The organism is Bartonella sp. W8151 (assembly GCF_016100385.1).
Lineage (GTDB): Bacteria > Pseudomonadota > Alphaproteobacteria > Rhizobiales > Rhizobiaceae > Bartonella > Bartonella apis.
In genome coordinates, this window is the sequence record NZ_JACFSO010000001.1 from 285,995 (window position 1) to 309,564 (window position 23,570).

Below are 23,570 nucleotides of genomic sequence, written 5' to 3' on the forward strand. Positions count from 1 at the left end.
GGATTGACGATGCAAAAAAATGATCACCTTTTTCTCGTTGACGGTTCAAGTTATATTTTTCGCGCCTATCACGCTTTGCCGCCATTAACACGAAAAAAAGACGGTTTACCGGTTGGCGCGCTGGCCGGTTTTTGCAATATGCTCTGGAAATTGTTGTGCAATGCGCGTGATAATGCTGTTGGCGTCGTGCCGACGCATTTTGCTGTGATTTTTGATTATTCGTCGGAAACATTTCGTAAAAAGATATATCCCGAATATAAAGCAAACCGCCCTACCCCACCTGATGATCTTATTCCCCAATTCAGCCTTATCAGGCAGGCTACCCGCGCTTTCAATCTGCCATGCATTGAAAAAGAGGGTTATGAGGCAGACGATATTATTGCAACCTATGCTTCTGCGGCCACCCGAAGCGGTGCGAAAACGACAATCATTTCTTCCGACAAGGATCTCATGCAACTCGTCAATCAACAGGTCGGGATGTATGATGGTATGAAAGACCGCCCAATCGGCATTGCGGAAGTTATTGAAAAATGGGGCGTTCCACCTGAAAAGATGATTGATTTGCAATCACTTACCGGTGATTCTACCGATAATGTCCCCGGTGTGCCGGGTATTGGCCCGAAAACGGCAGCACAGCTCCTTGGAGAATTCGGCGATCTCGATACGCTGTTGGCTCATGCCGGCGATATCAAACAAAAAAAACGCCGTGAAAATATTATCGAGTTTGCCGATCAGGCGAGATTGGCGCGTCAGCTTGTAACATTAAAAACCGATGTTCCGCTTGAAATTGGTCTTGACGGTCTCCTGTTGGAACCAACTGATGGACCGCGCCTTATCGGCTTTTTAAAGGCAATGGAATTCAATTCTTTGACGCGTCGTGTTGCAGAAGCGACCAATTGTGATGCGGCTTTGATCGAGCCGGTGGAGCTTGATGTCGAATGGGGCAAAAGTGCCCATGGACCGGATCTTGAGGAAGGTTCCGATGTTGGCGGAGCGCCGGAAGTTGGTGGTAATGCTCGACAAGAACAAGAAAGCGATTCTGATGATTCACCAGCGGAAAACACCCCGCAGCTTCTGGCAGAAAAACGTAAAAAAGAAGCACTCACAGAAAAAATAGATACGACCGCTTATCACACCATAACGGACGAAGCCGATCTGAAACAATGGCTCGACCGGGCAAAGGGGCAGGGGTTCTTTGCATTCGATACCGAAACGACCTCGCTTGACCCGATGCAAGCGGAACTTGTCGGCTTTTCTATAGGTCTTAATCCCGGTGAAGCCGCCTATGTGCCACTTAATCATGTCGATGGTGGCAATGATTTACTGGGTGGCGGCCGCCTTAAGGGACAAATTGATACACAAAAAGCGGTCGCTTTATTGAAGCCGGTATTGGAAAATCCCGCAATTTTAAAAATTGCGCAAAATATGAAATATGATTGGCTGGTGATGCGACAGTATCATGTCACAATACGGTCATTCGACGATACGATGTTGCTTTCCTATGTTCTGGATGCAGGAACATTGACCCATGGAATGGACGCACTTTCCGAGCGCTGGTTGGGGCACAAGCCGATTACATTCAAAGAGGTTGCCGGAAGTGGAAAAACGGCAACCGGTTTTGCTGCCGTCGATTTGAAGCGGGCAACGCAGTATGCAGCCGAGGATGCGGATGTTACGTTGCGACTTTGGCGGGTTTTAAAACCACAAATTGTCGCCCGCGGTGTTACCCGCGTTTATGAGCGTCTGGAGCGGCCTTTGGTGACCGTTCTTGCCCGCATGGAAGAACGCGGCGTTCTGGTTGACCGGCAATTATTGTCACGATTATCCGGTGAGCTTGCCCAATCGGCAGCCGCTTTGGAAGATGAAATCTATCAACTTGCCGGAGAAAAATTCAATATCGGGTCGCCCAAGCAACTGGGAGAAATTTTATTCGGCAAAATGGGTTTGCCCGGAGGCTCGAAAACCAAAACCGGCCAATGGTCAACATCGGCTCAGGTTCTTGAAGATCTGGCAGCAGAGGGGCATGAATTACCCCGCAAGATTGTTGATTGGCGCCAGCTCACAAAATTGAAATCGACTTATACCGATGCACTACCGAATTATATTTTACCTGAAACGGGGCGCGTTCATACGAATTATTCAATGGCTGCAACGTCAACCGGACGGCTTGCTTCGTCAGACCCGAATTTGCAGAATATTCCGGTTCGCACACCGGAGGGAAGAAAAATCCGTGCTGCTTTTATAGCCGGTCCCGGTAATCTGCTTTTGTCTGCTGATTACAGTCAGATTGAGCTGCGTGTTCTTGCCCATGTCGCCGATATCAAAGCTTTGAAAAAAGCATTTGCAGATGGTCTTGATATTCATGCAATGACAGCATCGGAAATGTTCGGGGTACCGATCGAGGGTATGCCACCGGAAGTTCGCCGCCGTGCCAAAGCGATCAATTTCGGCATTATTTATGGCATTTCCGCTTTCGGACTTGCCAATCAATTGTCGATTCCTCGCGAGGAAGCAGCCCAATATATCCGCACCTATTTCGAACGTTTTCCGGGCATTAAAGATTATATGGAAAAGACCAAAGCGTTTGCGCATGAGCATGGTTTTGTAGAGACAATTTTCGGACGGCGTGCACATTATCCGGATATCAATTCCAAAAGCGCACAAGTGCGGGCTTTCAACGAGAGAGCGGCAATCAACGCACCAATTCAGGGGGCCGCCGCCGATATTATCCGTCGTGCGATGATAAAAATGGATGACGCGCTGAAGGAAGCCGGCTTGTCGGCTAAAATGTTATTGCAGGTTCATGATGAACTGATTTTCGAATTGCCTGAAAACGAAGTTGAAAAAACCACCGCTCTTGTAAAAAATGTGATGGAGAATGCAACTATGCCAGCTCTATCCTTATCTGTGCCTCTTAAAGTTGATGCACGGGCAGCTAAAAATTGGGATGAAGCACATTAAAAGAAGCTTCAATGAAAGTGTTATTCAGGTTATTCTGAATTGAAAACCGAATGATGCTGCACTTGAAATGGAAATTATTGCTCCATATTGCTCCCTATTACTTTGAGTAGGGAGCAATTTTATGAATCGGAATTTCCTTTTTCTTATTATCGGCGTGCTTATCGTTGTTGTTGCGGGCTTGGGTTATAAAACTTACCAACAGAAACAACAGCAAAAACCATCCGGCGTCGAAATGACAATTGATAAAAATGGCGTTTCGGTCGATCGTCATTAATATCAAGAGCAACGCAAAAGCATTTATTGATTTTTAAAGCGTAAGACGATTATGTTTTGTAACCATAAAAAGTTTTGTGGTTACAACCTCTTTGTTCAGGCAAACCTTTTATGTGGGAAAATTGCGTGGAATAGTGCGGATATGCCTTTCTCGCATTCTGGTTTTTCAAGAAGCAAGGCGCTTCTTCAATTGAACAGGAATTTGAAAGCTACGTAAATTCGGCAGAGTTTGATTATTCCACAAAGTATCACAGAAGAAAGAAGTGATAGAAATGTTGAGTTACGTTTTTTCTATTCAAGGATTCGTTCTTTCTTTGCAAGGACTCGTGCTTGCTTTCCTGTTTGGTGCTGTGCTTGCCTATTTTACCAATATCAGCCCTAAAACGCTTTATCGTATTCCTTATCTTTTCATGTTTGCATGTGCTTTCTTGGGCTATGTTTTGTTAAGTTATGCAATCAATTTGGTATTGTTCAGATTGAACGGTGCATTGCCACCGGCATTTATGGCTTTATTCGCAGCCGTAGCGCCTTTCTTGTTCGGCTATCTTACGATGTATCTTTCTGTGTCCCGCGCGCGTGACGGATTCGGGAAAAAAGGCGCTGCCTGGCTTCTGGTTATACCGCTTCTCAATCTCGGATTATTCATTGTCACGCTTGATGATAATCCGGAAGACAGAGAAGAAAAAAAGATCAGCCGGAACCCGCTTGGTACGCCGGCATTTATGAATGGTGCAACAGGTATCATCGTTGCAACACTTATTTTCGCGTTAAGCTTTATTGCCGGAATGATGTTGATTACTTATCCGAGCCTTGACCAAATGCCCGCTCTTTTGGAACATGAGACCCGTTGAGGGTGAGAAGTTTCCGGTTCAATCTTGCTTATTTAAAGAAATCTCAGTGTTTCAATGGGCAGCTTGATAGGCCGAATATCTTGTAAAGCGGGCAAAAACCGATAATTGCGGTGATAAGTGGAATAAGGCCGATTAGGCCAAACCAGCGTGCGCCGCTATCAAGAAAGAAAATAAGAGAAAGTAGAACAATACCGATAATGATACGGATAATGCGATCAACGCTACCAAGATTTTGTGTCATCCGAGAAGCCTTTCCAATTTAGTTCTCTTGTAGATTTAGGCCAGCATAAGGAAAAAAACAATCCATCCGCACTTATTTTGGCTTTTTACATATGGGTGGGAGTTTATGAAAACTGCTTTATTGGCTTGTTGTTTGTTTTTCAGAGCGTAGTTCTTGAATCTTGGCTGGTAAATTATGCAGGCGACAAAACGACAATAAAAAGCTCCGGAAAATTCATTCCGGAGCTTTTATCTAATCATAAATAAAAATGCTTATTTGCGGTCGCGTGCAGCAAGAGTGCGAAGACGCAAAGCATTCAATTTGATGAATCCGGCAGCATCTTTCTGGTCATAGGCACCATGGTCATCTTCAAATGTGACAAGCGAACTCGAATAGAGCGATTTGTCACTCTCGCGACCCTGAATAATGACATTACCCTTATAGAGTTTCAGCTTGACTTCCCCTTCAACATTTTCTTGCGACAGATCTATTGCTGCCTGTAGCATTTTGCGTTCGGGAGAGAACCAGAAACCGTTGTAAATCAACTCGGCATAACGCGGCATCAGCTCATCTTTTAAATGTGCTGCACCGCGGTCAAGCGTGATGGATTCAATAGCACGGTGGGCTGCAAGCAGGATTGTACCACCGGGAGTTTCATAGACACCGCGTGATTTCATGCCGACAAAGCGGTTTTCAACCAGATCGACACGACCGATTCCGTTATCGTGACCATATTTATTGAGTTCGGTCAGCAAAGTTGCCGGCGACATTTGTTTGCCATTGATTGAAACAGCGTCACCTTTCTTGAAGCCGATGGTGATAATTGTCGGTTTGTCGGGTGCCGTTTCAGGCGAGACAGTGCGCAAATGCACATATTCGGGAGCCGGAAGTGACGGGTCTTCCAATACTTTGCCTTCTGAAGAAGAGTGTAGCAAATTGGCGTCGACCGAAAACGGTGCTTCGCCTTGTTTATCTTTAGTCACAGGAATCTGGTGTTTCTGGGCAAAATCCAGAAGTTCTGTACGGCTCTTGAAATTCCAGTCACGCCATGGCGCAATGATCTTGATATCGGGGTTCAAAGCATAAGCTGAAAGTTCGAAACGAACCTGATCGTTGCCTTTACCGGTCGCGCCATGGGCAATTGCATCGGCACCGGTTTTTTTGGCAATTTCAATCAGATGTTTTGAAATGAGCGGGCGGGCAATTGATGTTCCAAGAAGGTAGACACCTTCATACACTGCATTGGCACGAAACATCGGAAAGACGAAATCGCGAACAAATTCTTCGCGCAAGTCTTCCATAAAAATTTGCTTTGCACCAAGCATCTCGGCTTTGCGGCGTGCCGGCTCAAGTTCTTCGCCCTGCCCCAGATCGGCCGTAAAGGTGATGACTTCAGCACCGAGTTCGGTTTGCAGCCATTTTAATATGATTGAAGTATCAAGGCCGCCTGAATAGGCCAGTACAACTTTTTTAACGTCTTTCCACTTTTCCATTTTTTCTGTCCGATAATTAATGGCCCCAATTGATTGACCCGATTGAATTGATATGAGCTGTTTTATCAGGAGATAGCAACCATGCAAGCAATCAAAAATTTTTTCTTACATAAAACTTATAAAAACAGATTGAAATGGTTTGATAAAACAATAAGACAAAGATGATTAACGAGAGATCATGATCATGTCTTTCTTGCCAGACGCCCATGTGTTTTTGGAATTTGCCGGTGCAGCAATCATTTTGACACTCATTCCGGGGCCCGATATGGCGCTTTTTGTCGGCCGCGCCATATCGCAAGGAAAAGCGGCAGGTCTTGCCTGCATTGCCGGTTGCACAACAGGTATTATCATTCAGGTTTTTGCAGTCTCTGTCGGCCTTTCGGCATTGATAATAGCCTCGCCAACAGCGTTTTTTATCCTCAAAGTGGCGGGCTCGGTCTATCTCTTGTGGCTTGCACTACAAGCGCTTTTGAACCGGTCGAATTTTTTGGTCGACGGAAAAAAGCAGAAAAAACTCAGTGTAAAACGGAATTACCTTACCGGTCTTGCGATCAATCTTCTAAATCCGAAAGTTCTTCTCTTCAATTTGACCTTTTTACCGCAATTTGTGGATGCGCACGACCCGCATGCGCCTGAAAAGATATTTTTTCTCGGTGCTTCTTTCATTCCGATATCCCTTCCCTTCACGGTTTCAATGGTATTGGCGGCTGACAAATTTGCCAGAGCCTTAAAGGAAAACCCGCATTTTGTAAGAATACTTGATTTTTTAATGGCCGGAATTTTTACAGCTTTTGCAGTCCGGCTGCTGGTTACTGAAGTCAAGTGAATGTAGACTTCAAAATTAGTCGAGGAATGACTGTAAAATTAACGATTGCAACAAATCTTAGCCAGAAAAACCGGTTTAAAATTTTATATAGAAGTTTTCATTAAGGCCGGTCATCCGGATTTTTCCGTTCTGCATAGTTTCTTTTAATGAGAGGACAAAGAAATGCGTGATTTCATATTTACGCCACCCGCAATTGTCGGCATCCCGATCAAAGGGAGTAATAAAGTTTTTCCGGTTCACAGGATTTATTGCGTTGGTCGTAATTATGCAAATCATGCAATAGAAATGGGGCATGATCCGTCAAAGGAAGCACCATTCTTTTTCCAGAAAAATCCTGATAATCTGGTGTTTGATGGTGTTTTCCCCTACCCCCCGAAAAGTCATGATGTCGAACATGAGATAGAGCTTGTTGTTGCTCTTCAAAAAGGTGGACAAAACTTGACAACGAAAGAGGCGCAGGATTGCGTGTTCGGTTTTGCTGTTGGCCTTGATATGACGCGACGTGATTTACAGGCAGAACTTAAAAAAGCGGGACGCTCATGGGAAACGGCGAAGGCCTTTGAACATTCGGCTCCCTGCTCTCCTTTGACCGAAAAATCACAAACCAAAGACATGAATGAAGGTTCGATTACCCTTTCGGTGAACGGCAAATGCTGCCAGTCGGGCAATTTGAACGAGATGATCTGGAAAATTCCTGAAATGATTGCTTATTTGTCGCAATTATTTGTGCTGCAGGCAGGTGATATTATCATGACGGGAACGCCGGCTGGCGTGGGGCCGGTGCAAAAAGGTGACGAATTGATAGGTCATATTGACGGGCTGGACGATCTGGTGGTGAAAGTTAGCTGAAGGCGGGGGGATTCACACGCACATCCCAACATGCACATCCCAAAAAGTGTGAAACGGTTTTTGAATAAGATGTGCGTGTACTTAAAAAACCATATCCCAAAAAGTGTGAAACGGTTTTTGGACAGATGTGCGTGCACTTAAAAGCCACATCCCAAAAAGTGTGAAACGGTTTTTGGATAAGATGTGTGTATGTTTCAAAAGTTGTATCCCGAAAAAGTAGGATGATTTTTTCTGAAAATTGTGAGCGTTAAACCGATTTCCCGAAACAATGTGAATATAGATGGACATAAAAACCGGACGATTTCGACGGCAGTAATTTAAAAGCTGTTAATTAAGTGGCTGGGCATCAGTTCTTGACGGTCTCGCCGGGATAGGCACCCCAAAGTTGATCCTGTGCTACATAGCCACGTGTATGGTTGACATCGAGTTCGCACCATTTACCGTCACATTTATGAATTGAGGCGATGACGCCGGGTTCGAGTTCGGCAGCAAGTGGTGCATTTTCGCTTGGTTCCCGACGCATGGGGGCAAGCTTGGATTTGTCTTTTTGCCAAGGTGTTATCATTGCTGTGCGATGGCCTGACAAAAGGGACTGGTAGACCCAACCTTCATCACCATCCGAGTCACGAATTTTGCGCCACTGGTCATATTCCTGCGTAATTTCTACGGGTAGACCCTGTTTTTGATAAGAAAACACAACCGTATAATTACGTCCGGGACCAACGCGCACATTAACCCGCGCCGGTTTGATGGAAACAAAACGCGGCAATGGCAAACCGCTAGGCCCCACATTTTGGGAAGCTTCCTGAGCCGCTTCTTCTTCTGCAAAGCCGGAAGCGGTAAAAAATAGTAAAGACAAACCCGTCAGAACCGAACAAATGCTTGCAAAGCAAAACATTCTTCCGAGGTTCGAAAAACGGAATTTGCTGAAACTGTCCACTGTGTGTGCCTCTCTTCTCTTGTGTTCTTTGGTTTCTTTTCTGCTATAAGCAGACCAGACTCATGACAGCCTGATGATCCTATGCCATAGTGCTGGTTAAAGAGGTCTCAATAATCGCAAAAAATAGCGGAAATATTTCGAGGTTTTCTATGCAGGGGAAAAAATTACCGTTGGTCATTTTGACACGCAAGCTTCCGGAACAGGTTGAAAGACGCATGTGCGAGCTTTTTAATACCGAGGTTGTCAAACAAGATCGGCCGATGTCACGACAGGAGCTGGTCGATGCGGTAAAACGTGCGGATGTTCTTGTGCCGACAATTTCCGATATCATCGACAAGGACCTTATCGATCAGGCAGGAGATAATCTCAGGATGATTGCCAATTTTGGCAATGGTACCGATAATATCGACATCAAGGCGGCGACCGGTCGTGGCATCCTAGTGACCAACACCCCGAATGTTCAAACAGAAGATACAGCCGATATGGCAATGGCACTGATATTGGCAGTGCCGCGCCGTCTTGTCGAGGGTGCCGATGTACTCAATGAAAGAGGTATCTGGCCGGGTTGGTCGCCGGACTGGATGTTGGGACGGCGCATCTATGGAAGGAAACTCGGTATTATCGGTCTCGGTCGCATTGGAACAGCAGTTGCGCGCCGCGCCAAAGCCTTCGGTCTTTCGATCCACTATCATAATCGCGCCCGCGTTAGCGAAAAAATTGAAGAACAGCTGGAAGCGACCTATTGGGCCGATCTTGATGATATGTTGAAGACGATTGACATTCTTTCAATCAATTGCCCGCTCACCGAGAACACCTACCATCTCCTTTCAGCTGAACGCCTTGCTTTGATGCAGGAAACAGCCTACGTCGTTAACACGGCTCGGGGTGAAATTATTGAGGAAAATGCCCTCGCCCGACAGATAGAAAATGGCAAACTTGCCGGCGCAGGCCTTGATGTCTTCGAAAAAGAACCGAATTTCAGTCCATCGCTCGCCAAATTGGCAAAGCAAGGCAAGGTGGTGCTTCTGCCGCACGTGGCATCGGCGACGGTGGAAAGCCGGATTGATATGGGAGAAAAAGTCATCATCAATATCAGAGCTTTTATCGACCACCATCGTCCACCCGATCGCATCATTCCTGAAAAATTACGTAACTAAGTTTTAAAGCGAGCCTTTGACCTTTGTAAAAAGCGGTTTGGATGCCAATTTACGGCACTCGATTTGACGCGTCTTACGAGCGTTATGGCTTGAAAGCACTAGAGTTCAGTGGCCTATGTTTTGTTGCCCGCCGGTTTTAAAAATGACAATGTTTTGTATTTGGCCATTAAGCTGAACAGCACAAGTCATCAGCTTTACGGGTCATCAAATTCCCGAAGTGGAATATCTTCGGATTTCAAAAAAATGCAGGATTGAAAGACCATTTTGGAAAAGGCTTTTTCGGCGAGTTTTGTTGTTTTTCACGAACGGGTCATTGAAGGATTTTGTCCGGAAACCGGAAAAGAGCGGCTTTAACTCTTTTCCAGGGGGGGGGGAGGTAAGGGTCTCTTTTGCATTACGAGTTGCGAGATTTCTGACGTTCGAAGCCATTATTTTGTCGCCTTTATTTCTAAATAGCGCTTTATGCCTTCTCGCTTTTCAAGAAAACTCAACGTGTGGGGACTGGTGTTTCACCGCTATAGTCGTAAAAGCCGCGGCCACTTTTGCGCCCCAACCAGCCGGCTTCGACATATTTTATCAATAACGGGCAAGGACGATATTTCGAGTCTGACAATCCCTGATGCAAAACATGCATAATCGCAAGGCAGACATCGAGTCCAATAAAATCGGCAAGTTCCAATGGCCCCATCGGATGATTGGCACCGAGTTTCATAGCAGTATCAATTGCATTGACATCCCCTACGCCTTCATAAAGAGCGTAGATCGCCTCATTAATCATCGGCACCAAGACACGATTGACGATGAAGGCAGGAAAGTCTTCAGTAACGGTAAAAGTTTTACCGATTGAAGTGACAAAGTCACAAATTGTCGAATAGGTTTCTTCGCTGGTTGCGATGCCGCGCACCACTTCAACAAGTTTCATTTGTGGTACCGGATTCATAAAATGCGTGCCAATGAATTTTTCCGGCCGGTTTGTGGTCGCAGCAAGACGGGTAATCGAAATGGTCGATGTGTTGGTGGCCAGAATGGTTGCAGGCGCAAGATTTTCGCATAGACTGATGAAAATATCCCTCTTGATATTTTCATCTTCGCTTGCAGCTTCAATGATAAGATCGGCATCTTTCAACTCGTCGATAGTCAATCGGGTTGAAAGCTTTTCAATTGTTTGAAGCCGGTGTTGTTCACTCATTTTTCCGGCTTTAACGAGATGGGCAAGATTTGATTTGATCGTCGAGATGGCATGTTCAACCTGTTCGGCCGAAATATCATAAAGAAGAACCTTAAAACCGGCAGTCGCAACAGTTTGGGCAATTCCTCCACCCATTTGTCCTGCTCCGACGATAGCGACCGTCTTTATCATGCGCTGGTTCCTCCTCTAGCGATTCTTTCCCGGTACCCATAATACATCATTTTTACCACAATCATTAGCATAACGGGCAGCAACAAACAGAAAATCCGAAAGCCGGTTGATATAGCCCAGAACATCTTTGCTGACATTTTCCTGTTTACTCAATGCAACAATAGTCCGTTCAGTACGTCTTGCGACAGTGCGGGCCAGATGTAGATAGGCGGATGCTTTGGACCCGCCTGGTAAAACGAAGGATTTCAAGGGCGAGAGTTTTTCATTCAGCCTGTCGATTTCATCCTCAAGCCGTTTCGTCTGGGTGGAAAGAACACGCAAATCTGTTTTATTTTCGCTTTCTTGCGGGGTTGCAAGATCGGCTCCGAGATCGAACAGATCATTTTGTATTTCTTCAAGCATTTTGTCGAGATCGCTTACGGTTTCGAGACGGGCAAGTCCGATTGTTGCATTGGTTTCATCAATCGAGCCATAAGCATCAACGCGCAAATCGGCTTTCGAGCGCCGCGGGCCATTAACAAGACCTGTTGTTCCATCATCACCAGTACGCGTGTAGATTTTATTGATTTTGACCATTTTGGACTCCTCGAGAAATCGTCTGTCTCATTTAAAAATATAGATAGATTGGCTTGTGGCAAAGTCCATTAAAGTTGAGTAACATTATCAAATGACGGGAAAACACTGAAATAGCTGTTGTAGCGCTTGTATAGATTGCGTTCTCAATTAAAATAATTTTATACAGATAATCTGTGCGATCAGCCCCATATATTGAGGTTGATTAACGGGAAAGACATTGATTTGAAGCCGAGACCCTTACGCTTTTGTTGGCGCATTTTATATAACGCTGTCAGCCACTATTTCCGTGATTCTGGCAGCGCTTTTGCCAGTCATATAGCTTTGTCCGGTTTGATGGCGCTGTTTCCTTTCCTGATTTTTGCAACATCACTTGCAAGTTTTATCGGGGCACGTGCCTATACCCAGCAAAGCGTCAATGCGCTTTTGAAAATGCTGCCTGATGCAATTGCCGGACCAATTGTCAAGGAGGTTGTCAATGTCATGACCATTCAGCGCGGTGGTTTGTTGACCATTTCGGTTATCGGAACTGCCTATTTTGCTTCAAACGGCGTGGAAGCATTGCGAACCGCGCTTAATCGTGCTTATCGCGTGGTCGATAGGCGCAGCCTGTTTTTCTGCCGGTTTCAAAGCCTGTTTTTTGTCATTGTCGGCACGATAGGATTGATGGTTATCAGTTTTCTTCTGGTGCTGGCGCCACTTGTTATCAATATTCTTCAACATGATTATCCGGTTATCGGCCAATATGTTGGCACAATCCGCTTCTGGCGTTATGCCATTGCAGTTGTAGTCCTTTTGGTCAGCTTGTTGATTGCCCATAAATGGCTTCCTGCCGGAAAACGGAAATTGGCTGATATTTTGCCCGGCATCGGTGTAACTATGGTGGTTTGGGTTTTAGCCTCAATGTTATTTGCACAATATCTGGCAACATTTGCCAATTATGTTTCCACTTATGCAGGGCTCGCCTCGATTATGGTGGCAATCATTTTCCTCTATATGTTAAGTGCCATTTTTATTCTCGGTGGAGAAATCAATGCAGCCATTATGTTTTATCGTAACCGCCAGCAACAGCCTGGCCAATTGGTGCGCTCTATAGAACAGAACAAGGAAAAAGAAGAAGGGCTGAAACAGCAAAACGATGACAGACAAACCGATTATAAAGTTGTTTCTTGACGGCGATGCCTGTCCTGTCAAAGCTGAAGCATACCGTGTAGCCGAACGCTATCATATCAAAACGTTTATTGTCTCGAACAGCTTCATGAGAATACCGAACGAGGATTTTCTTGAAGCTGTTATTGTCGATCAAGGGCTCAACAAGGCAGACGACTGGATTGCAGAAAAGGCCGATGAGGCCAGTATTGTTGTCACCAATGATGTGCCGCTTGCCGATCGTGTGGTCAAAAAGGAGGCGGTTGCTATTTCGCCTTCCGGCCGGCTCTTTGATGCGGCCACAATCGGCGCGGCATTGGCTACCCGCAATTTGTTTGAAAATTTGCGGGAAAGCGGTGTCGTAACAGGTGGTCCACGCCCGTTTTCCGGCCGTGACCGCTCGGCATTTCTGGGCGCACTCGATTTGGCTGTGCAACGTAAAAAACGTCAAGGTTTTGAGCCTGATTTTAGCAAAAAACGGCTTTGACCGGTTTGCAACCGGTCAACTTCATATCCTGATTATTTTTTAAGTATTGTCGAGAATAGAAAGCGGATGATCAGTCTTTTTTATCGACTTCCATTGCAGCTTTCATCAGTTTTTCCGAATCGGCATTGCTCCATGGTGCCGAACCGTTATAGGAAGCGAGCAAACATCCATTTTTATCAATCAACATGGTGATGGGAAGTCCCATAGCGAGCCCCTGTTTGCGCACTTCGTTAAAAACATCCATGGATTGGTCGCGATAGAAAACGATATTGTCGGCTTTGATGCTTTTCAAAAAGTCTTTCACTTTTTTGTCGGTAGCTGTTTTATCAATGTTGATAGCCATGACATCGAATGCGTCATTGCCGAGGGAACGTTTAAGATTGGCAAGTTCCGGCATTTCACTGCGGCAGGGTACACACCAGCTTGCCCACAGGTTGACAAGCAGGGTTTTGCCGGAAAATTCTGCCAATGTATGATCTTTGCCCGCTTCATCCTTGAAGTTGAGTTTGGCTGCATCATAAGGTTCGTCTGCAAAACGCATATTCTTGAAAAAACCGTTTGCCGCTTGTTTGAGCTTGTCAATTTTTTCAGGTTTGACGGTGCAGGAAGACGCCGCTTCGGCATGGGCAACAGAAATCAGCGAAGGAAAAGAGTAAACTTGGTTGTCAGACCCCATCATTATCGCGTATATGCTCAGTACACCAAGTGTAGTTGTGGCAATTATTTTCCGGATTTTACCGGAAGATTTTGCTTTTTCGAGAATTCTTGCAACCATTTTTTCGTCCTTTCGATGGGGGCTAACATATATGAAGAACAATGGATCAAGCAACCAGATGTGGGGCGGCCGTTTTGCCTCGGGTCCGGCAGCCATTATGGAAGAGATCAACGCTTCGATCGGCTTTGATAAAAAACTTTATAAAGAAGATATTAAAGGTTCGTCGGCACACGCCGCTATGTTGGCTGCGCAAGGCATTATATCGGCGGCGGATTATGACGAGATCGAAAAAGGCTTGAAAACCATTCTTGCCGAAATCGAGAGCGGCAAATTTGTCTTTTCGCGCAAGCTTGAAGATATCCATATGAATATTGAAGCCCGCCTTGCCGAACTGATTGGTCCGGCCGCAGGCAGACTCCATACTGCCCGCTCGAGAAACGATCAGGTCGCTTTGGATTTTCGGCTCTGGGTCAGGGAAGAAACCGACAAGACAATACAGTCTATCAGACATCTGATTGAAACATTGCTCGATCGCGCCGATCAGGAAGTCGAAACACTTATGCCGGGCTTTACGCATTTGCAGGTTGCCCAGCCGATTACTCTTGGTCACCATTTAATGGCCTATGTCGAAATGTTCGGTCGCGATTTGTCGCGTATGCATGATGCACGCGAAAGGATGAACGAATCGCCTTTGGGGGCAGCGGCCCTTGCCGGTACAAGCTTTCCCACCGATCGTTTCATGACAGCAAAGGCTTTGGGTTTCAGGGAGCCGACAAGAAATTCGATCGACAGTGTGTCCGATCGTGATTTCGCGTTGGAATTTTTAAGTGCAACAGCCATTTGCGCAATCCATCTTTCACGCCTTGCCGAAGAGATTGTTATCTGGTCAACGGCACAATTCAACTTTATCCATTTACCTGATTCTTTTTCGACCGGTTCATCTATTATGCCGCAAAAGAAAAATCCGGATGCGGCTGAACTTGTTCGTGCAAAGACCGGACGGATCAACGGATCGCTGATTGCTTTATTGACCATTATGAAAGGTTTGCCGCTTGCCTATTCAAAAGATATGCAGGAAGACAAAGAGCAGGTTTTTGATGCTGCCCAGTCGCTCGAATTATCGCTCGCAGCAATGGCAGGTATGATTGGCGATCTTGAGGTCAATCGCGACGTTATGAAAAAAGCTGCCGGTTCCGGTTATTCGACTGCAACCGATCTTGCTGACTGGCTTGTTAGAAAATTGGGTCTGCCATTTCGTGAAGCCCACCATATCACCGGTCACGCAGTGGCTTTGGCTGAAAAGAAAAAATGTAATCTTTCCGATCTGACTTTGAAAGATTTGAAAACTGTTTATCCGGATATCACGGAAGACGTTTTTGATGTCCTAAGCGTTGAAAAGTCTGTTCAAAGTCGCAAAAGTTATGGTGGTACTGCTCCGCAAGAAGTGCGTCGCCAAATCGACTATTGGAAAAAACGCCTTGCCAAAGCCTGAATTTGAACGCTACACAAAGAATAGATTGAATGGGAATAGGTTTAAAATAGTTCGGAAAGAGCGTAACGCTTGCTATTTTTAAATGGGACAAGCTTTTTGGAAAGAGACGCGATCATGAAAAAAACTCTGGCCGGTTTAATGATTGTCACAATCTGTGGCGTGGCCTTGGCCGGTTGCGGGCGCAAAGGTCCGCTTGAACCGCCGCCATCCACAATGGTTGAAGATGCAAACGGTAACATGGTTCAAAAACCCAAGGTCGATAAGCCGTTTATCCTCGATCGCTTGATTAAACAGAGGCATTAATTGCAGCCATTCCAATATCGTAACGGCCTCCTACATGCAGAAGATGTAGCGATTGCCGATATAGCAAGAAAATTGGCAACGCCTTTTTATTGCTATTCGGCTACAGCCATTCAGCAACAGTTTGAACAGTATCGCCATGCGTTTGCCGACACCAATGCGCTTGTTGCCTTTGCGCTGAAAGCCAATTCCAATCAAGCGGTTTTGAGCTTGCTTGCAAAAAAAGGAGCAGGTAGTGACGTCGTGTCGGGCGGGGAACTGCGTCGCGCACTCAAGGCGGGTATTCCTGCTGACAAGATAGTTTATTCCGGTGTCGGGAAAACCGTTGAAGAAATCGATTTTGCCCTTGGTCATGATATCCACTGTTTCAATGCCGAATCAGAACCCGAATTACAACAGTTATCCGCACGCGCTGTTGCAATAGGGAAAAAAGCACGTGTTTCCTTGCGCATCAATCCCAATGTCGACGCCAAGACACATCAGAAAATTGCCACCGGAAAGTCGGAAAACAAGTTCGGTGTTCCTATTGCGGTCGCACGTGAGGTTTATGAACGGGCAGCAAAACTCCCGGGTCTCGATGTCCATGGAGTTGACGTCCATATCGGTAGCCAGATTTGCGAGTTGCAGCCTTTTGACGATGCTTTTTCACTCGTTGCCGATTTTGTCCACGTTCTGCGGGATGAGGGGCATGATATCCGTCATGTCGATGTCGGTGGTGGACTTGGCATTGTCTATCGCAAGGATAATATGCCCCCGCCTTCGCCGGCCGAATATGCAGATATTGTCAAAAAACATTTTGCTTCACTCAATGTCCAGATCATTATGGAGCCAGGGCGTAATATCGTCGGCAATGCCGGTATTCTGGTAACCTCTGTCATCTATATAAAACATGGGGCAGGAAGAAATTTCGTTATTGTGGATGCGGCAATGAACGATCTGATCCGCCCGACTTTATACGATGCCTGGCACGACATTGTACCGGTAAAAGAGCCAAGGCAGAATGATGTGCCAATGAAGGCCGATATTGTTGGTCCGGTTTGCGAAACGGGCGATTACATGGGGTTGGGTCGCTTTCTTCCCTCGCCAAAAGCCGGTGATTTGCTGGCTGTCTGCAGTGCAGGAGCTTATGGTGCAGTTATGGCAAGCACCTATAATACACGTCTTTTGGTTCCTGAAGTTTTGGTGTGTGACAAGCGTTTTGATATCGTTCGCCCGCGTATTTCGTATGAGAAAATGATCGGGCTTGATCGGGTGCCCGAATGGGTAGAAAATTCTTGATATAAGGCTCGCCGGTTTTCAGCTAAAATCGGCGAGACATTTTTGGCAAAGGGTTTTGTCTTTGCTGTTTTATTGCAATGATAAATCGAATCGATGCGAATGGAAGAACTTGAACCTTGCTGAACGATGAGCGCACTTTCCGGTTTCGGCTGGCGGCACTTGCCAAAGCAAGAGCTGTTGCCTGGTGTGTTCTGACATTTGAACGCGTGTGGCCACGTATCATTACATGCGTTCTTGTGTTGTTGATTTTGTTGTCGCTCACATGGTTTGGTGTTTTCAATTACCTTTCCTATTGGCCGCATGTGATTGTGCTTTGGGCACTGCTTTTTATAGCAATCGGTTCGCTGTTTTTCATTTCCGGTTTTCATTTTCCTTCCCGAAAGGACATCGACCACCGGATTGAACAGGCAAGTGGCCTGAAAAACCAGCCTCTCGAAACGCTTTATGATGCGCCGGTCAATGATGACAACAATGCTTTTGTCAAAGCTCTTTGGGCCGAACATCAGCGCCGTATGGCAAGTGCCCTTCACAATCTGAAAACAGGCGCACCGGAAACAGGGATTACGCGGATTGATCCCTTGGCATTGCGGGCGCTGGTGGTGCTTTTTACGGTAACAGCGTTTGCCTATTCTTCCGGTGCATCCGGCGGAAGGATTGCCGATCTTTTTGATTTTTCCCAACCTGTCAATTTGTCGAAAATGCGAATGGACGCATGGGTAACACCGCCGCCTTATACCCGCGAAGCGCCTATCTATCTGACAGAAGGCAATCTTTCGAACGCCAAAGTTCCGGAAGGAAGCAAAGTCACTATCCGTTTGGTTGATGGCGGAGATGCAACACTGAAATTGCGCGATAATCAAACCCGAAAAACGGTAAATATCGGCGCTCTCGACGAAGGAACACACAGAAGCAATAGCAAGACGTTCGAGACCACTCTTTCTTCATCGGGAGATATGACATTAAGAACCCGCCACTATGAAAAGAACTGGCATTTTGATGTTGTTGCCGATCATGCGCCTACTATCAGGCTTACCAAGGAGCCAGGACGTATTCTCAATGGTTCGCTGGAACTCGATTATGCGCTTGATGATGATTACGGGGTAGAGAAAGCTTACGTGGAAATATCGCCTACATCCGCTATCAAGGAAACCGGTCACCCACTTTATGATGCACCGGAAATCAAATTGATGATTCCGCGCGGCGGCAAAGGTGATGCGCGCACCGTGCAGGATGTCAGCACCCATCCATGGGCAGGTTCGGAAGTGCGGTTAACACTCGTTGCAGAAGATGGCGCCGGTCATCAGGGAAGAAGCGAAACGCGTACGATGACATTGCCGCAAAGAAATTTCGGCAATCCGCTTGCCCGTGCAGTGGTTGAACAACGCCGGATATTGGCACTTAATACGCTTTCTCGCGATCATGTACTTGATATGTTGTCAGCTCTCACTTTGAGGCCGGAAGATACGATTAACAATTTTTCCCATTATCTGGCATTGCGTAGCATCTGGACCCGACTTCATCTGGCAGAAACCGATGAAGATTTGAAAAATGTTGCCGATTTTATGTGGCAAACAGCAATCGGTATCGAGGGAGACAACGTCAATCAGGCAGAAAAGAACTTGAAGGCAGCCGCGGCAGCTCTGCGGGATGCTTTAAGAAATGGCGCTTCTCCTGAGGAAATCGAACGTCTGACTGACGCCTTGCGTCAGGCAATGAATGATTATATTGCCGCACTTGCCGAACAGCAACAAAACGATGGCCTTGGCCAAAAGCCTTCTGAAAAGGCACAAAATCTCTCACCGGATGAACTTGCCCGAAAACTCGAACAGCTTGAGGATATGGCCAAGTTGGGAAACCACAGTGCGGCTGAACAGCTTTTAAACGAACTTGAACAGCTCATGGATAATCTTCAGGTCAATCGCGGGAACGGCGGTTCGGGAGAAGCCGGAAACCAGATGGAGGAGATGCAAAAGCAGCTTGATAAGCTTGGCGACTTGATGCGCAGGCAACAAGAGACTTTAAATGATACCCATAAACTTGAAGATGAGCGTGAGCGCGGGGAAAAAACACCCGAAGAATACCGCAAAGACCTTGATGGATTAAAAAAACGGCAAGATGATCTTGAGCAGGAATTGAAAAAATTCGGCAAAGACTTATCCGATAAAGGCTTGAAATCCGGTGACGGATTGAAAGATGCCGAAAATAAAATGAATAAATCGGGCCAGTCGCTTCAGCAGGGGGATGCGGGTGGCTCTGCCGATCAACAGTCGCAAGCTTTGGATGCGATGCGCAATGGGGCGGGGGAACTGATGCAGGAAATGCAGCAGGCCATGAAGAAAAATGGCGAAAAAGACGAAAATGGCGACGCAGCTGCAAAAGATCCTCTCGGGCGTAAACTGGGATCGGCAGGACATCAGTCGGAAAAGAACGGAATTCCTCAAGAAAGCGATATGCAGCGTGCCCGTCGCATTCTTGATGAAATCCGGAAAAAATTGGGGCAATCCGCATTGCCTGAAAGTGAAAAAGATTATCTTGAACGTTTGTTGAAGTTTGATTGACGAACCTCTTGATGCCGGCTCCTCTGACAGAGAGAGGCCATGCGGTCAGGCGTTTTGCAATTGTTTCAATTATCGCTAATTCAGGCGGTTTCTTGGGGGCCAGAATTTCTTTGAGAGCAATGCGTTTTCGCCTCTGATGCGGATCGCAGACAATCTAACGCTTTGCGCATATTCAAAATAATTTTTAAACCGGGCAACTATATATCGCAAAAACCGGAAAGTTGGCGAAACGGTTAGCCAACAAATTAAGCGGAAATATTTTATTTTTAAAACTCGAAAAAATATTTTCGGGCATCGAATCCAATAAAAATTCAGCCTTATTCATAAACGTCGGAATTTTTGTTCAAGACGTGACGAGACCAATCAATTCATTGAATTTTAGAAATTCTTGTTTTTTCATGATTAAAATATTTATTCCGCAAAATTTAATGATTCCATTACATTTCCGGTCTTCACCTGCTTTTTGTGATGAAGGTCGTTCAGAACGTTGTTTTATATTTTCATCGGCAATCCAGCTTGCCCATCTGTTAAACTAAACTATGTTTAAAGACAGAATTTAATTAACCAAGAGGATTTTTAATATGAAGAAATTGGTAGTGGCCTTATGTATTTCTTGTGCTTCAATTTGCTATGCAGCAGCTCAAAGTGAAAACAGTCACGTGACAGATATGGCAAAAACTGCAGCCTCGACTGCCTCGCAAGCTTTATCAGCATCTTCATCAGCTTTGGATAAAGTCAATGAATCCATGATGAAAAACATGTCTATCAAAATGAGCGGCAATGCAGACGTCGATTTTATTAAAATGATGCTTGCCCATCATCAGGGTGCCGTCGATATGGCAGAAGTTGAATTGAAATACGGAAAAGATCCGGAGGCACGCAAGCTTGCTGAAACGATTATTGCGGCCCAACAGAAAGAAATAAGCCAAATGCAGGATTGGCTTAAGGTCAATGATAAGCAATAACTTATCCGAACGTGGTTATAGCTGGAGAAGGATATTGTTTGACGCATTTAATACGTCGCTTCTCCAGTAATAACCGGTTTCGGTAACGATTTCGGAAAAAGTCCGACTTGTTCAGGCTAACTTCGATGGGGATTGCCATTGTTCATTTTTTATTGGACCATTTTTTGAACGGCTGATGCACATCACCTTTGGCTCGGGAAAAGTGCAAACAACCAATCCAACATTTCCATTCTGTCGTAACATCTCGCCCGGATTATTTTTATCCGGCCGATCGTTACCAATAAGCTTAAACTTGAACGCTTCACTTTCTGTTTCGGGGCGAGCTCAATCAAGGCCTTCAAAGAGCTGGGTAGACAAATATCTTTCAGCAAAATCGGGAATGATAATGACGATGTTTTTCCCTTTGTTTTCCGGACGCTTGCCAACCTCGACAGCGGCTGTCAATGCAGCGCCGGCAGAAATGCCAACCGGAATTCCTTCCAGATGGGCAAGATCCCGCGAATTCTTGAATGCATCGTCATTTGAAACAGTTACAATCTCGTCGATGATTTTTGTATTGAGTATTTTCGGTATGAAACCCGCTCCGATACCTTGAATTTTGTGTGGACCGGGTTGTCCACCCGATAAAACCGGCGAATCTTTCGGCTCTACCGCAACGATTTTAAAATCGGGGTTACGTTTTTTTATCACTTCACCAATTCCGGTAATAGTGCCGCCCGTACCAAAACCGGCAACCAGAAAGTCGACATTACCATCAGTATCATTCCAGATTTCTTCAGCTGTTGTCTGGCGGTGGATTTCCGGATTCGCCGGATTTTCAAACTGTTGGGGAATAATAGCGTCCGGATTTCCGGCAGCCAGCTCTTCGGCTTTGGCAATGGCACCTTTCATTCCCTTAGCACCTTCCGTCAATACCAGTTCGGCACCAAGAAACTTCAACAATTTGCGTCGCTCGATTGACATGGTTTCCGGCATTGTCAAAATCAGCTTGTAACTTTTGGCAGCTGCAACAAAAGCAAGTGCAATACCGGTATTGCCGGATGTCGGTTCGATTAGAACAGTTTTACCGGGATGGGCTTTTCCCTGTTTTTCAAGTGCCTCGATCATAGCAAGTCCGATACGATCTTTGACACTTGCCAATGGATTGAAAAATTCAAGTTTTGCCAAAAGGTTGGCTTTTACGCCTTTATTTTTGGCAAAATGGTCGATGCGGACAAGTGGCGTGTTTCCGATCGTCTCCAATACAGAATTATAAACGATGCCACGTCCTTTTTTCCCTGAATGTTTATCCGCCATGACCGGTCTCCCTGAATGATTGTCGTGAAATTTTTCAAGCAGAACGGTTTTTTCGCGCTCCCGCTTGCTTATTATCAGGATAGAGCCAAATCATAGAATGATATAGCTAAATTATGTCATTCATAGGCAGAAATTAAAAAAACATTCTAATAATAATGATGATTATGGAATAATTTATAAAGTCGGAAAGAAGGGCGTCGTCCATTTTTTAATGAACATTCCTCTTCTCTCCAGCTGTTGAAGTGATAATTCTAATAACTGCTTGCCTGATCGAGCGTATCGATATCGTTCTTGCTCAGATTAATCATGGTCGCTTTGACGAGGCTATAAAGTTGGTCAATCTTTGTCGCACTGGCAATAGGGGCAGTAACAGCCGGTTTAGCTATAAGCCATGCAAGGGCAATTTCAGCCTGTGTCACGTTATGCTTTTCACTAATTGTATCAAGGGCTTCCAAAATCCGCATTCCGCGAGGGTTCATATATTTTTCTACACGCGAACCACGCTTATGCCCCGCAAGGTCTTCTTTCGAGCGATATTTTCCTGAAAGAAAACCGGATGCCAGACTGTAATAGGTTATAACGCCCATACCGTATTTCTGCGCTGTATCGGCAAGTGGTCCTTCAAAGGACTGCCGGTCATAAAGGTTATATTCGGGTTGCAAAGTCTGATAGCTTGGAAGATTGTTATTCTTTGCCGCTGTCATTGCTTGTTCGAGCTGTTCTGCCGTTATATTGGAACAACCGATGGCGCGGATTTTTCCCGCTTTCAACAATTTGCTATAGGCTTCCAGTGTTTCTTCAAAAGGGGTTTCGGGGTCAAACCAGTGCGATTGATAAAGATCTATAAAATCGACGTGTAAACGGCGAAGAGAATCTTCAACCGCCTGTTCAATCCAGCGGGCAGAAAGACCTTTGTGCCCTGCTTCCCCCATATCCGAACCAACTTTGGTAAAAATATAGAATTTATCCCGCTTTGACGGATTTTGTTTCAACCAGTTGCCGATAATGGTTTCGGACTCACCCCCCTTATTTCCTTCAACCCATGTCGAATAGGCGTCGGCTGTATCAATGGCATTAAGTCCGCTTTCGGCAATTGCATCAAGCATGGTAAAAGACTGTTTCTCATTGAGTGTCCAACCGAAGACGTTGCCGCCAAAGACGAGTGGCACGATGTTGAAACCTGTATTTCCTAAAGCGCGATGTTTCATGAGACGTCCTTTCAATGGTTGTCTGTTATATCGAAACGTAGACGGTACGTTTGCGAAAACTCGTTTCTTAAGAGTTGTCACGTTTGTGAGTTGCTGAAAAGCGTTTCACGGGGTTTTGATGTTTTCATGCTTTTGTCAGATTTTAACCTTAAATTAACGATTTGTTTTTGTTATCGGGGCAGAGTTTGTTATTGTCATTTTCCGGAGAATGACGTGAACATCGAATGATCGGATGAAAATTCATGGGCAGTTTGAATCGTTTTATATCAGCCAAAACATTATTTCTGCCATGTTTCCTGATGCTTACGGGATGTGCAACCCAGGCGACAGCATGGACGGAAAAAATTACCACACAAAAAGTCGAGTTACCGACAGAATGTGCCGGTTGGCAAAAAATCAATGTGAAAACCAGAACGCGTTACTATATGATGAAAGACGACCAGCGTGCTCTCGTTGACATTGATGCGCATAATCTGCGTGGGAAAAATCTTGGTTGCTGGGACAGAAATGTGCAGCAGGCACAGCCGTCGCAGCCTCAAGTTCAAAACCAGCCGGTTCAGCAACAGTCATCTGTCGCAGCACCTGTCGCGTTACAATAGGTGGACCATACGATAAGCGG

Annotated in this window: 22 protein-coding genes; 14 read left to right on the top strand and 8 right to left on the bottom strand. The window is 45.6% G+C overall.

The window, feature by feature from the left end; translation table 11 throughout:
- Positions 1-9: 9 nt before the first annotated feature.
- From polA to H3V14_RS01375, 3 genes are all read left to right on the top strand, one after another.
- Complete coding sequence (polA, locus tag H3V14_RS01365; RefSeq protein ID WP_198226151.1) at positions 10-2,961, top strand: DNA polymerase I; 2,952 nt, start codon at positions 10-12, stop codon at positions 2,959-2,961.
- A gap of 121 nt (positions 2,962-3,082) precedes the next feature.
- Complete coding sequence (locus H3V14_RS01370; RefSeq protein ID WP_178391763.1) at positions 3,083-3,235, top strand: hypothetical protein; 153 nt, start codon at positions 3,083-3,085, stop codon at positions 3,233-3,235.
- Between the two features lie 271 nt (positions 3,236-3,506).
- Positions 3,507-4,085 (top strand): hypothetical protein, encoded by a 579-nt coding sequence (locus H3V14_RS01375; protein WP_198226152.1) that lies wholly within the window; start codon positions 3,507-3,509, stop codon positions 4,083-4,085.
- 43 nt (positions 4,086-4,128) lie between these two features.
- On the opposite strand, the gene H3V14_RS01380 is transcribed toward H3V14_RS01375, so the two are convergent.
- Positions 4,129-4,326 carry a DUF2892 domain-containing protein gene (locus H3V14_RS01380; protein ID WP_198221695.1) on the bottom strand — a complete coding sequence of 66 codons (198 nt, stop codon included), beginning with the start codon at positions 4,324-4,326 and terminating at the stop codon, positions 4,129-4,131.
- Between the two features lie 251 nt (positions 4,327-4,577).
- Complete coding sequence (locus tag H3V14_RS01385) at positions 4,578-5,798, bottom strand: argininosuccinate synthase (protein ID WP_198226153.1); 1,221 nt, start codon at positions 5,796-5,798, stop codon at positions 4,578-4,580.
- 184 nt (positions 5,799-5,982) lie between these two features.
- Between H3V14_RS01385 and H3V14_RS01390 the strand changes: the two genes are divergently transcribed.
- Together H3V14_RS01390 and H3V14_RS01395 are read left to right on the top strand one after the other, a co-directional pair.
- Positions 5,983-6,624, top strand: a complete 642-nt coding sequence (locus tag H3V14_RS01390; RefSeq protein ID WP_198226519.1) for a LysE family translocator — start codon at positions 5,983-5,985, stop codon at positions 6,622-6,624.
- Positions 6,625-6,786: 162 nt separating this feature from the next.
- Positions 6,787-7,473, top strand: coding sequence for a fumarylacetoacetate hydrolase family protein (locus H3V14_RS01395; RefSeq protein ID WP_198226154.1), 687 nt, complete (start codon positions 6,787-6,789; stop codon positions 7,471-7,473).
- 346 nt (positions 7,474-7,819) lie between these two features.
- Here the strand turns inward: H3V14_RS01395 and H3V14_RS01400 are convergent, their stop codons facing one another.
- Positions 7,820-8,371, bottom strand: coding sequence for an SH3 domain-containing protein (locus tag H3V14_RS01400; protein WP_198221689.1), 552 nt, complete (start codon positions 8,369-8,371; stop codon positions 7,820-7,822).
- A 191-nt stretch (positions 8,372-8,562) separates the two neighbouring features.
- Between H3V14_RS01400 and H3V14_RS01405 the strand changes: the two genes are divergently transcribed.
- Positions 8,563-9,570, top strand: a complete 1,008-nt coding sequence (locus tag H3V14_RS01405) for a D-glycerate dehydrogenase (protein WP_198226155.1) — start codon at positions 8,563-8,565, stop codon at positions 9,568-9,570.
- A gap of 487 nt (positions 9,571-10,057) precedes the next feature.
- Here the strand turns inward: H3V14_RS01405 and H3V14_RS01410 are convergent, their stop codons facing one another.
- Positions 10,058-10,930, bottom strand: coding sequence for a 3-hydroxybutyryl-CoA dehydrogenase (locus tag H3V14_RS01410; RefSeq protein ID WP_198226156.1), 873 nt, complete (start codon positions 10,928-10,930; stop codon positions 10,058-10,060).
- A gap of 15 nt (positions 10,931-10,945) precedes the next feature.
- The gene (locus H3V14_RS01415) at positions 10,946-11,506 is read right to left on the bottom strand and encodes a cob(I)yrinic acid a,c-diamide adenosyltransferase (RefSeq protein ID WP_198221683.1); all 561 of its coding nucleotides are present in this window, start codon (positions 11,504-11,506) and stop codon (positions 10,946-10,948) included.
- Positions 11,507-11,728: 222 nt separating this feature from the next.
- Between H3V14_RS01415 and H3V14_RS01420 the strand changes: the two genes are divergently transcribed.
- Both H3V14_RS01420 and H3V14_RS01425 read left to right on the top strand, forming a co-directional pair.
- Entirely contained in the window at positions 11,729-12,676 is a 948-nt protein-coding gene (locus H3V14_RS01420; protein WP_198221682.1) for a YihY/virulence factor BrkB family protein, read from the top strand.
- Positions 12,642-13,139 (top strand): YaiI/YqxD family protein, encoded by a 498-nt coding sequence (locus H3V14_RS01425; protein ID WP_198226157.1) that lies wholly within the window; start codon positions 12,642-12,644, stop codon positions 13,137-13,139. The genes H3V14_RS01420 and H3V14_RS01425 overlap by 35 nt, the downstream gene beginning before the upstream one ends.
- 70 nt (positions 13,140-13,209) lie before the next feature.
- On the opposite strand, the gene H3V14_RS01430 is transcribed toward H3V14_RS01425, so the two are convergent.
- A complete protein-coding gene (locus H3V14_RS01430; RefSeq protein WP_198226158.1) occupies positions 13,210-13,914 on the bottom strand; it encodes a TlpA disulfide reductase family protein in 705 nt (234 codons plus the stop codon).
- A gap of 31 nt (positions 13,915-13,945) precedes the next feature.
- Here H3V14_RS01430 and argH point away from each other — a divergent pair, with 31 nt between their 5' ends.
- The 5 genes from argH to H3V14_RS01455 all read left to right on the top strand — a co-directional run bounded on the left by argH (position 13,946) and on the right by H3V14_RS01455 (position 20,447).
- Positions 13,946-15,346, top strand: coding sequence for an argininosuccinate lyase (gene argH / locus H3V14_RS01435; protein ID WP_198221676.1), 1,401 nt, complete (start codon positions 13,946-13,948; stop codon positions 15,344-15,346).
- 114 nt (positions 15,347-15,460) lie between these two features.
- A complete protein-coding gene (locus H3V14_RS01440) occupies positions 15,461-15,649 on the top strand; it encodes a lipoprotein (RefSeq protein ID WP_075869513.1) in 189 nt (62 codons plus the stop codon).
- Positions 15,650-16,924, top strand: a complete 1,275-nt coding sequence (lysA, locus tag H3V14_RS01445; RefSeq protein WP_198226159.1) for a diaminopimelate decarboxylase — start codon at positions 15,650-15,652, stop codon at positions 16,922-16,924.
- A 116-nt stretch (positions 16,925-17,040) separates the two neighbouring features.
- Complete coding sequence (locus H3V14_RS01450; protein WP_246784918.1) at positions 17,041-19,482, top strand: TIGR02302 family protein; 2,442 nt, start codon at positions 17,041-17,043, stop codon at positions 19,480-19,482.
- 581 nt (positions 19,483-20,063) lie between these two features.
- Entirely contained in the window at positions 20,064-20,447 is a 384-nt protein-coding gene (locus H3V14_RS01455) for a DUF305 domain-containing protein (RefSeq protein ID WP_083639752.1), read from the top strand.
- Between the two features lie 324 nt (positions 20,448-20,771).
- On the opposite strand, the gene cysK is transcribed toward H3V14_RS01455, so the two are convergent.
- A complete protein-coding gene (gene cysK / locus H3V14_RS01460; RefSeq protein ID WP_198226160.1) occupies positions 20,772-21,743 on the bottom strand; it encodes a cysteine synthase A in 972 nt (323 codons plus the stop codon).
- Positions 21,744-21,994: 251 nt separating this feature from the next.
- Positions 21,995-22,951 carry an aldo/keto reductase gene (locus H3V14_RS01465; protein ID WP_198226161.1) on the bottom strand — a complete coding sequence of 319 codons (957 nt, stop codon included), beginning with the start codon at positions 22,949-22,951 and terminating at the stop codon, positions 21,995-21,997.
- Positions 22,952-23,193: 242 nt separating this feature from the next.
- On the opposite strand from H3V14_RS01465, the gene H3V14_RS01470 reads away from it, so the two are divergent.
- Entirely contained in the window at positions 23,194-23,550 is a 357-nt protein-coding gene (locus H3V14_RS01470; protein ID WP_246713075.1) for a hypothetical protein, read from the top strand.
- Positions 23,551-23,570 lie beyond the last annotated feature (20 nt).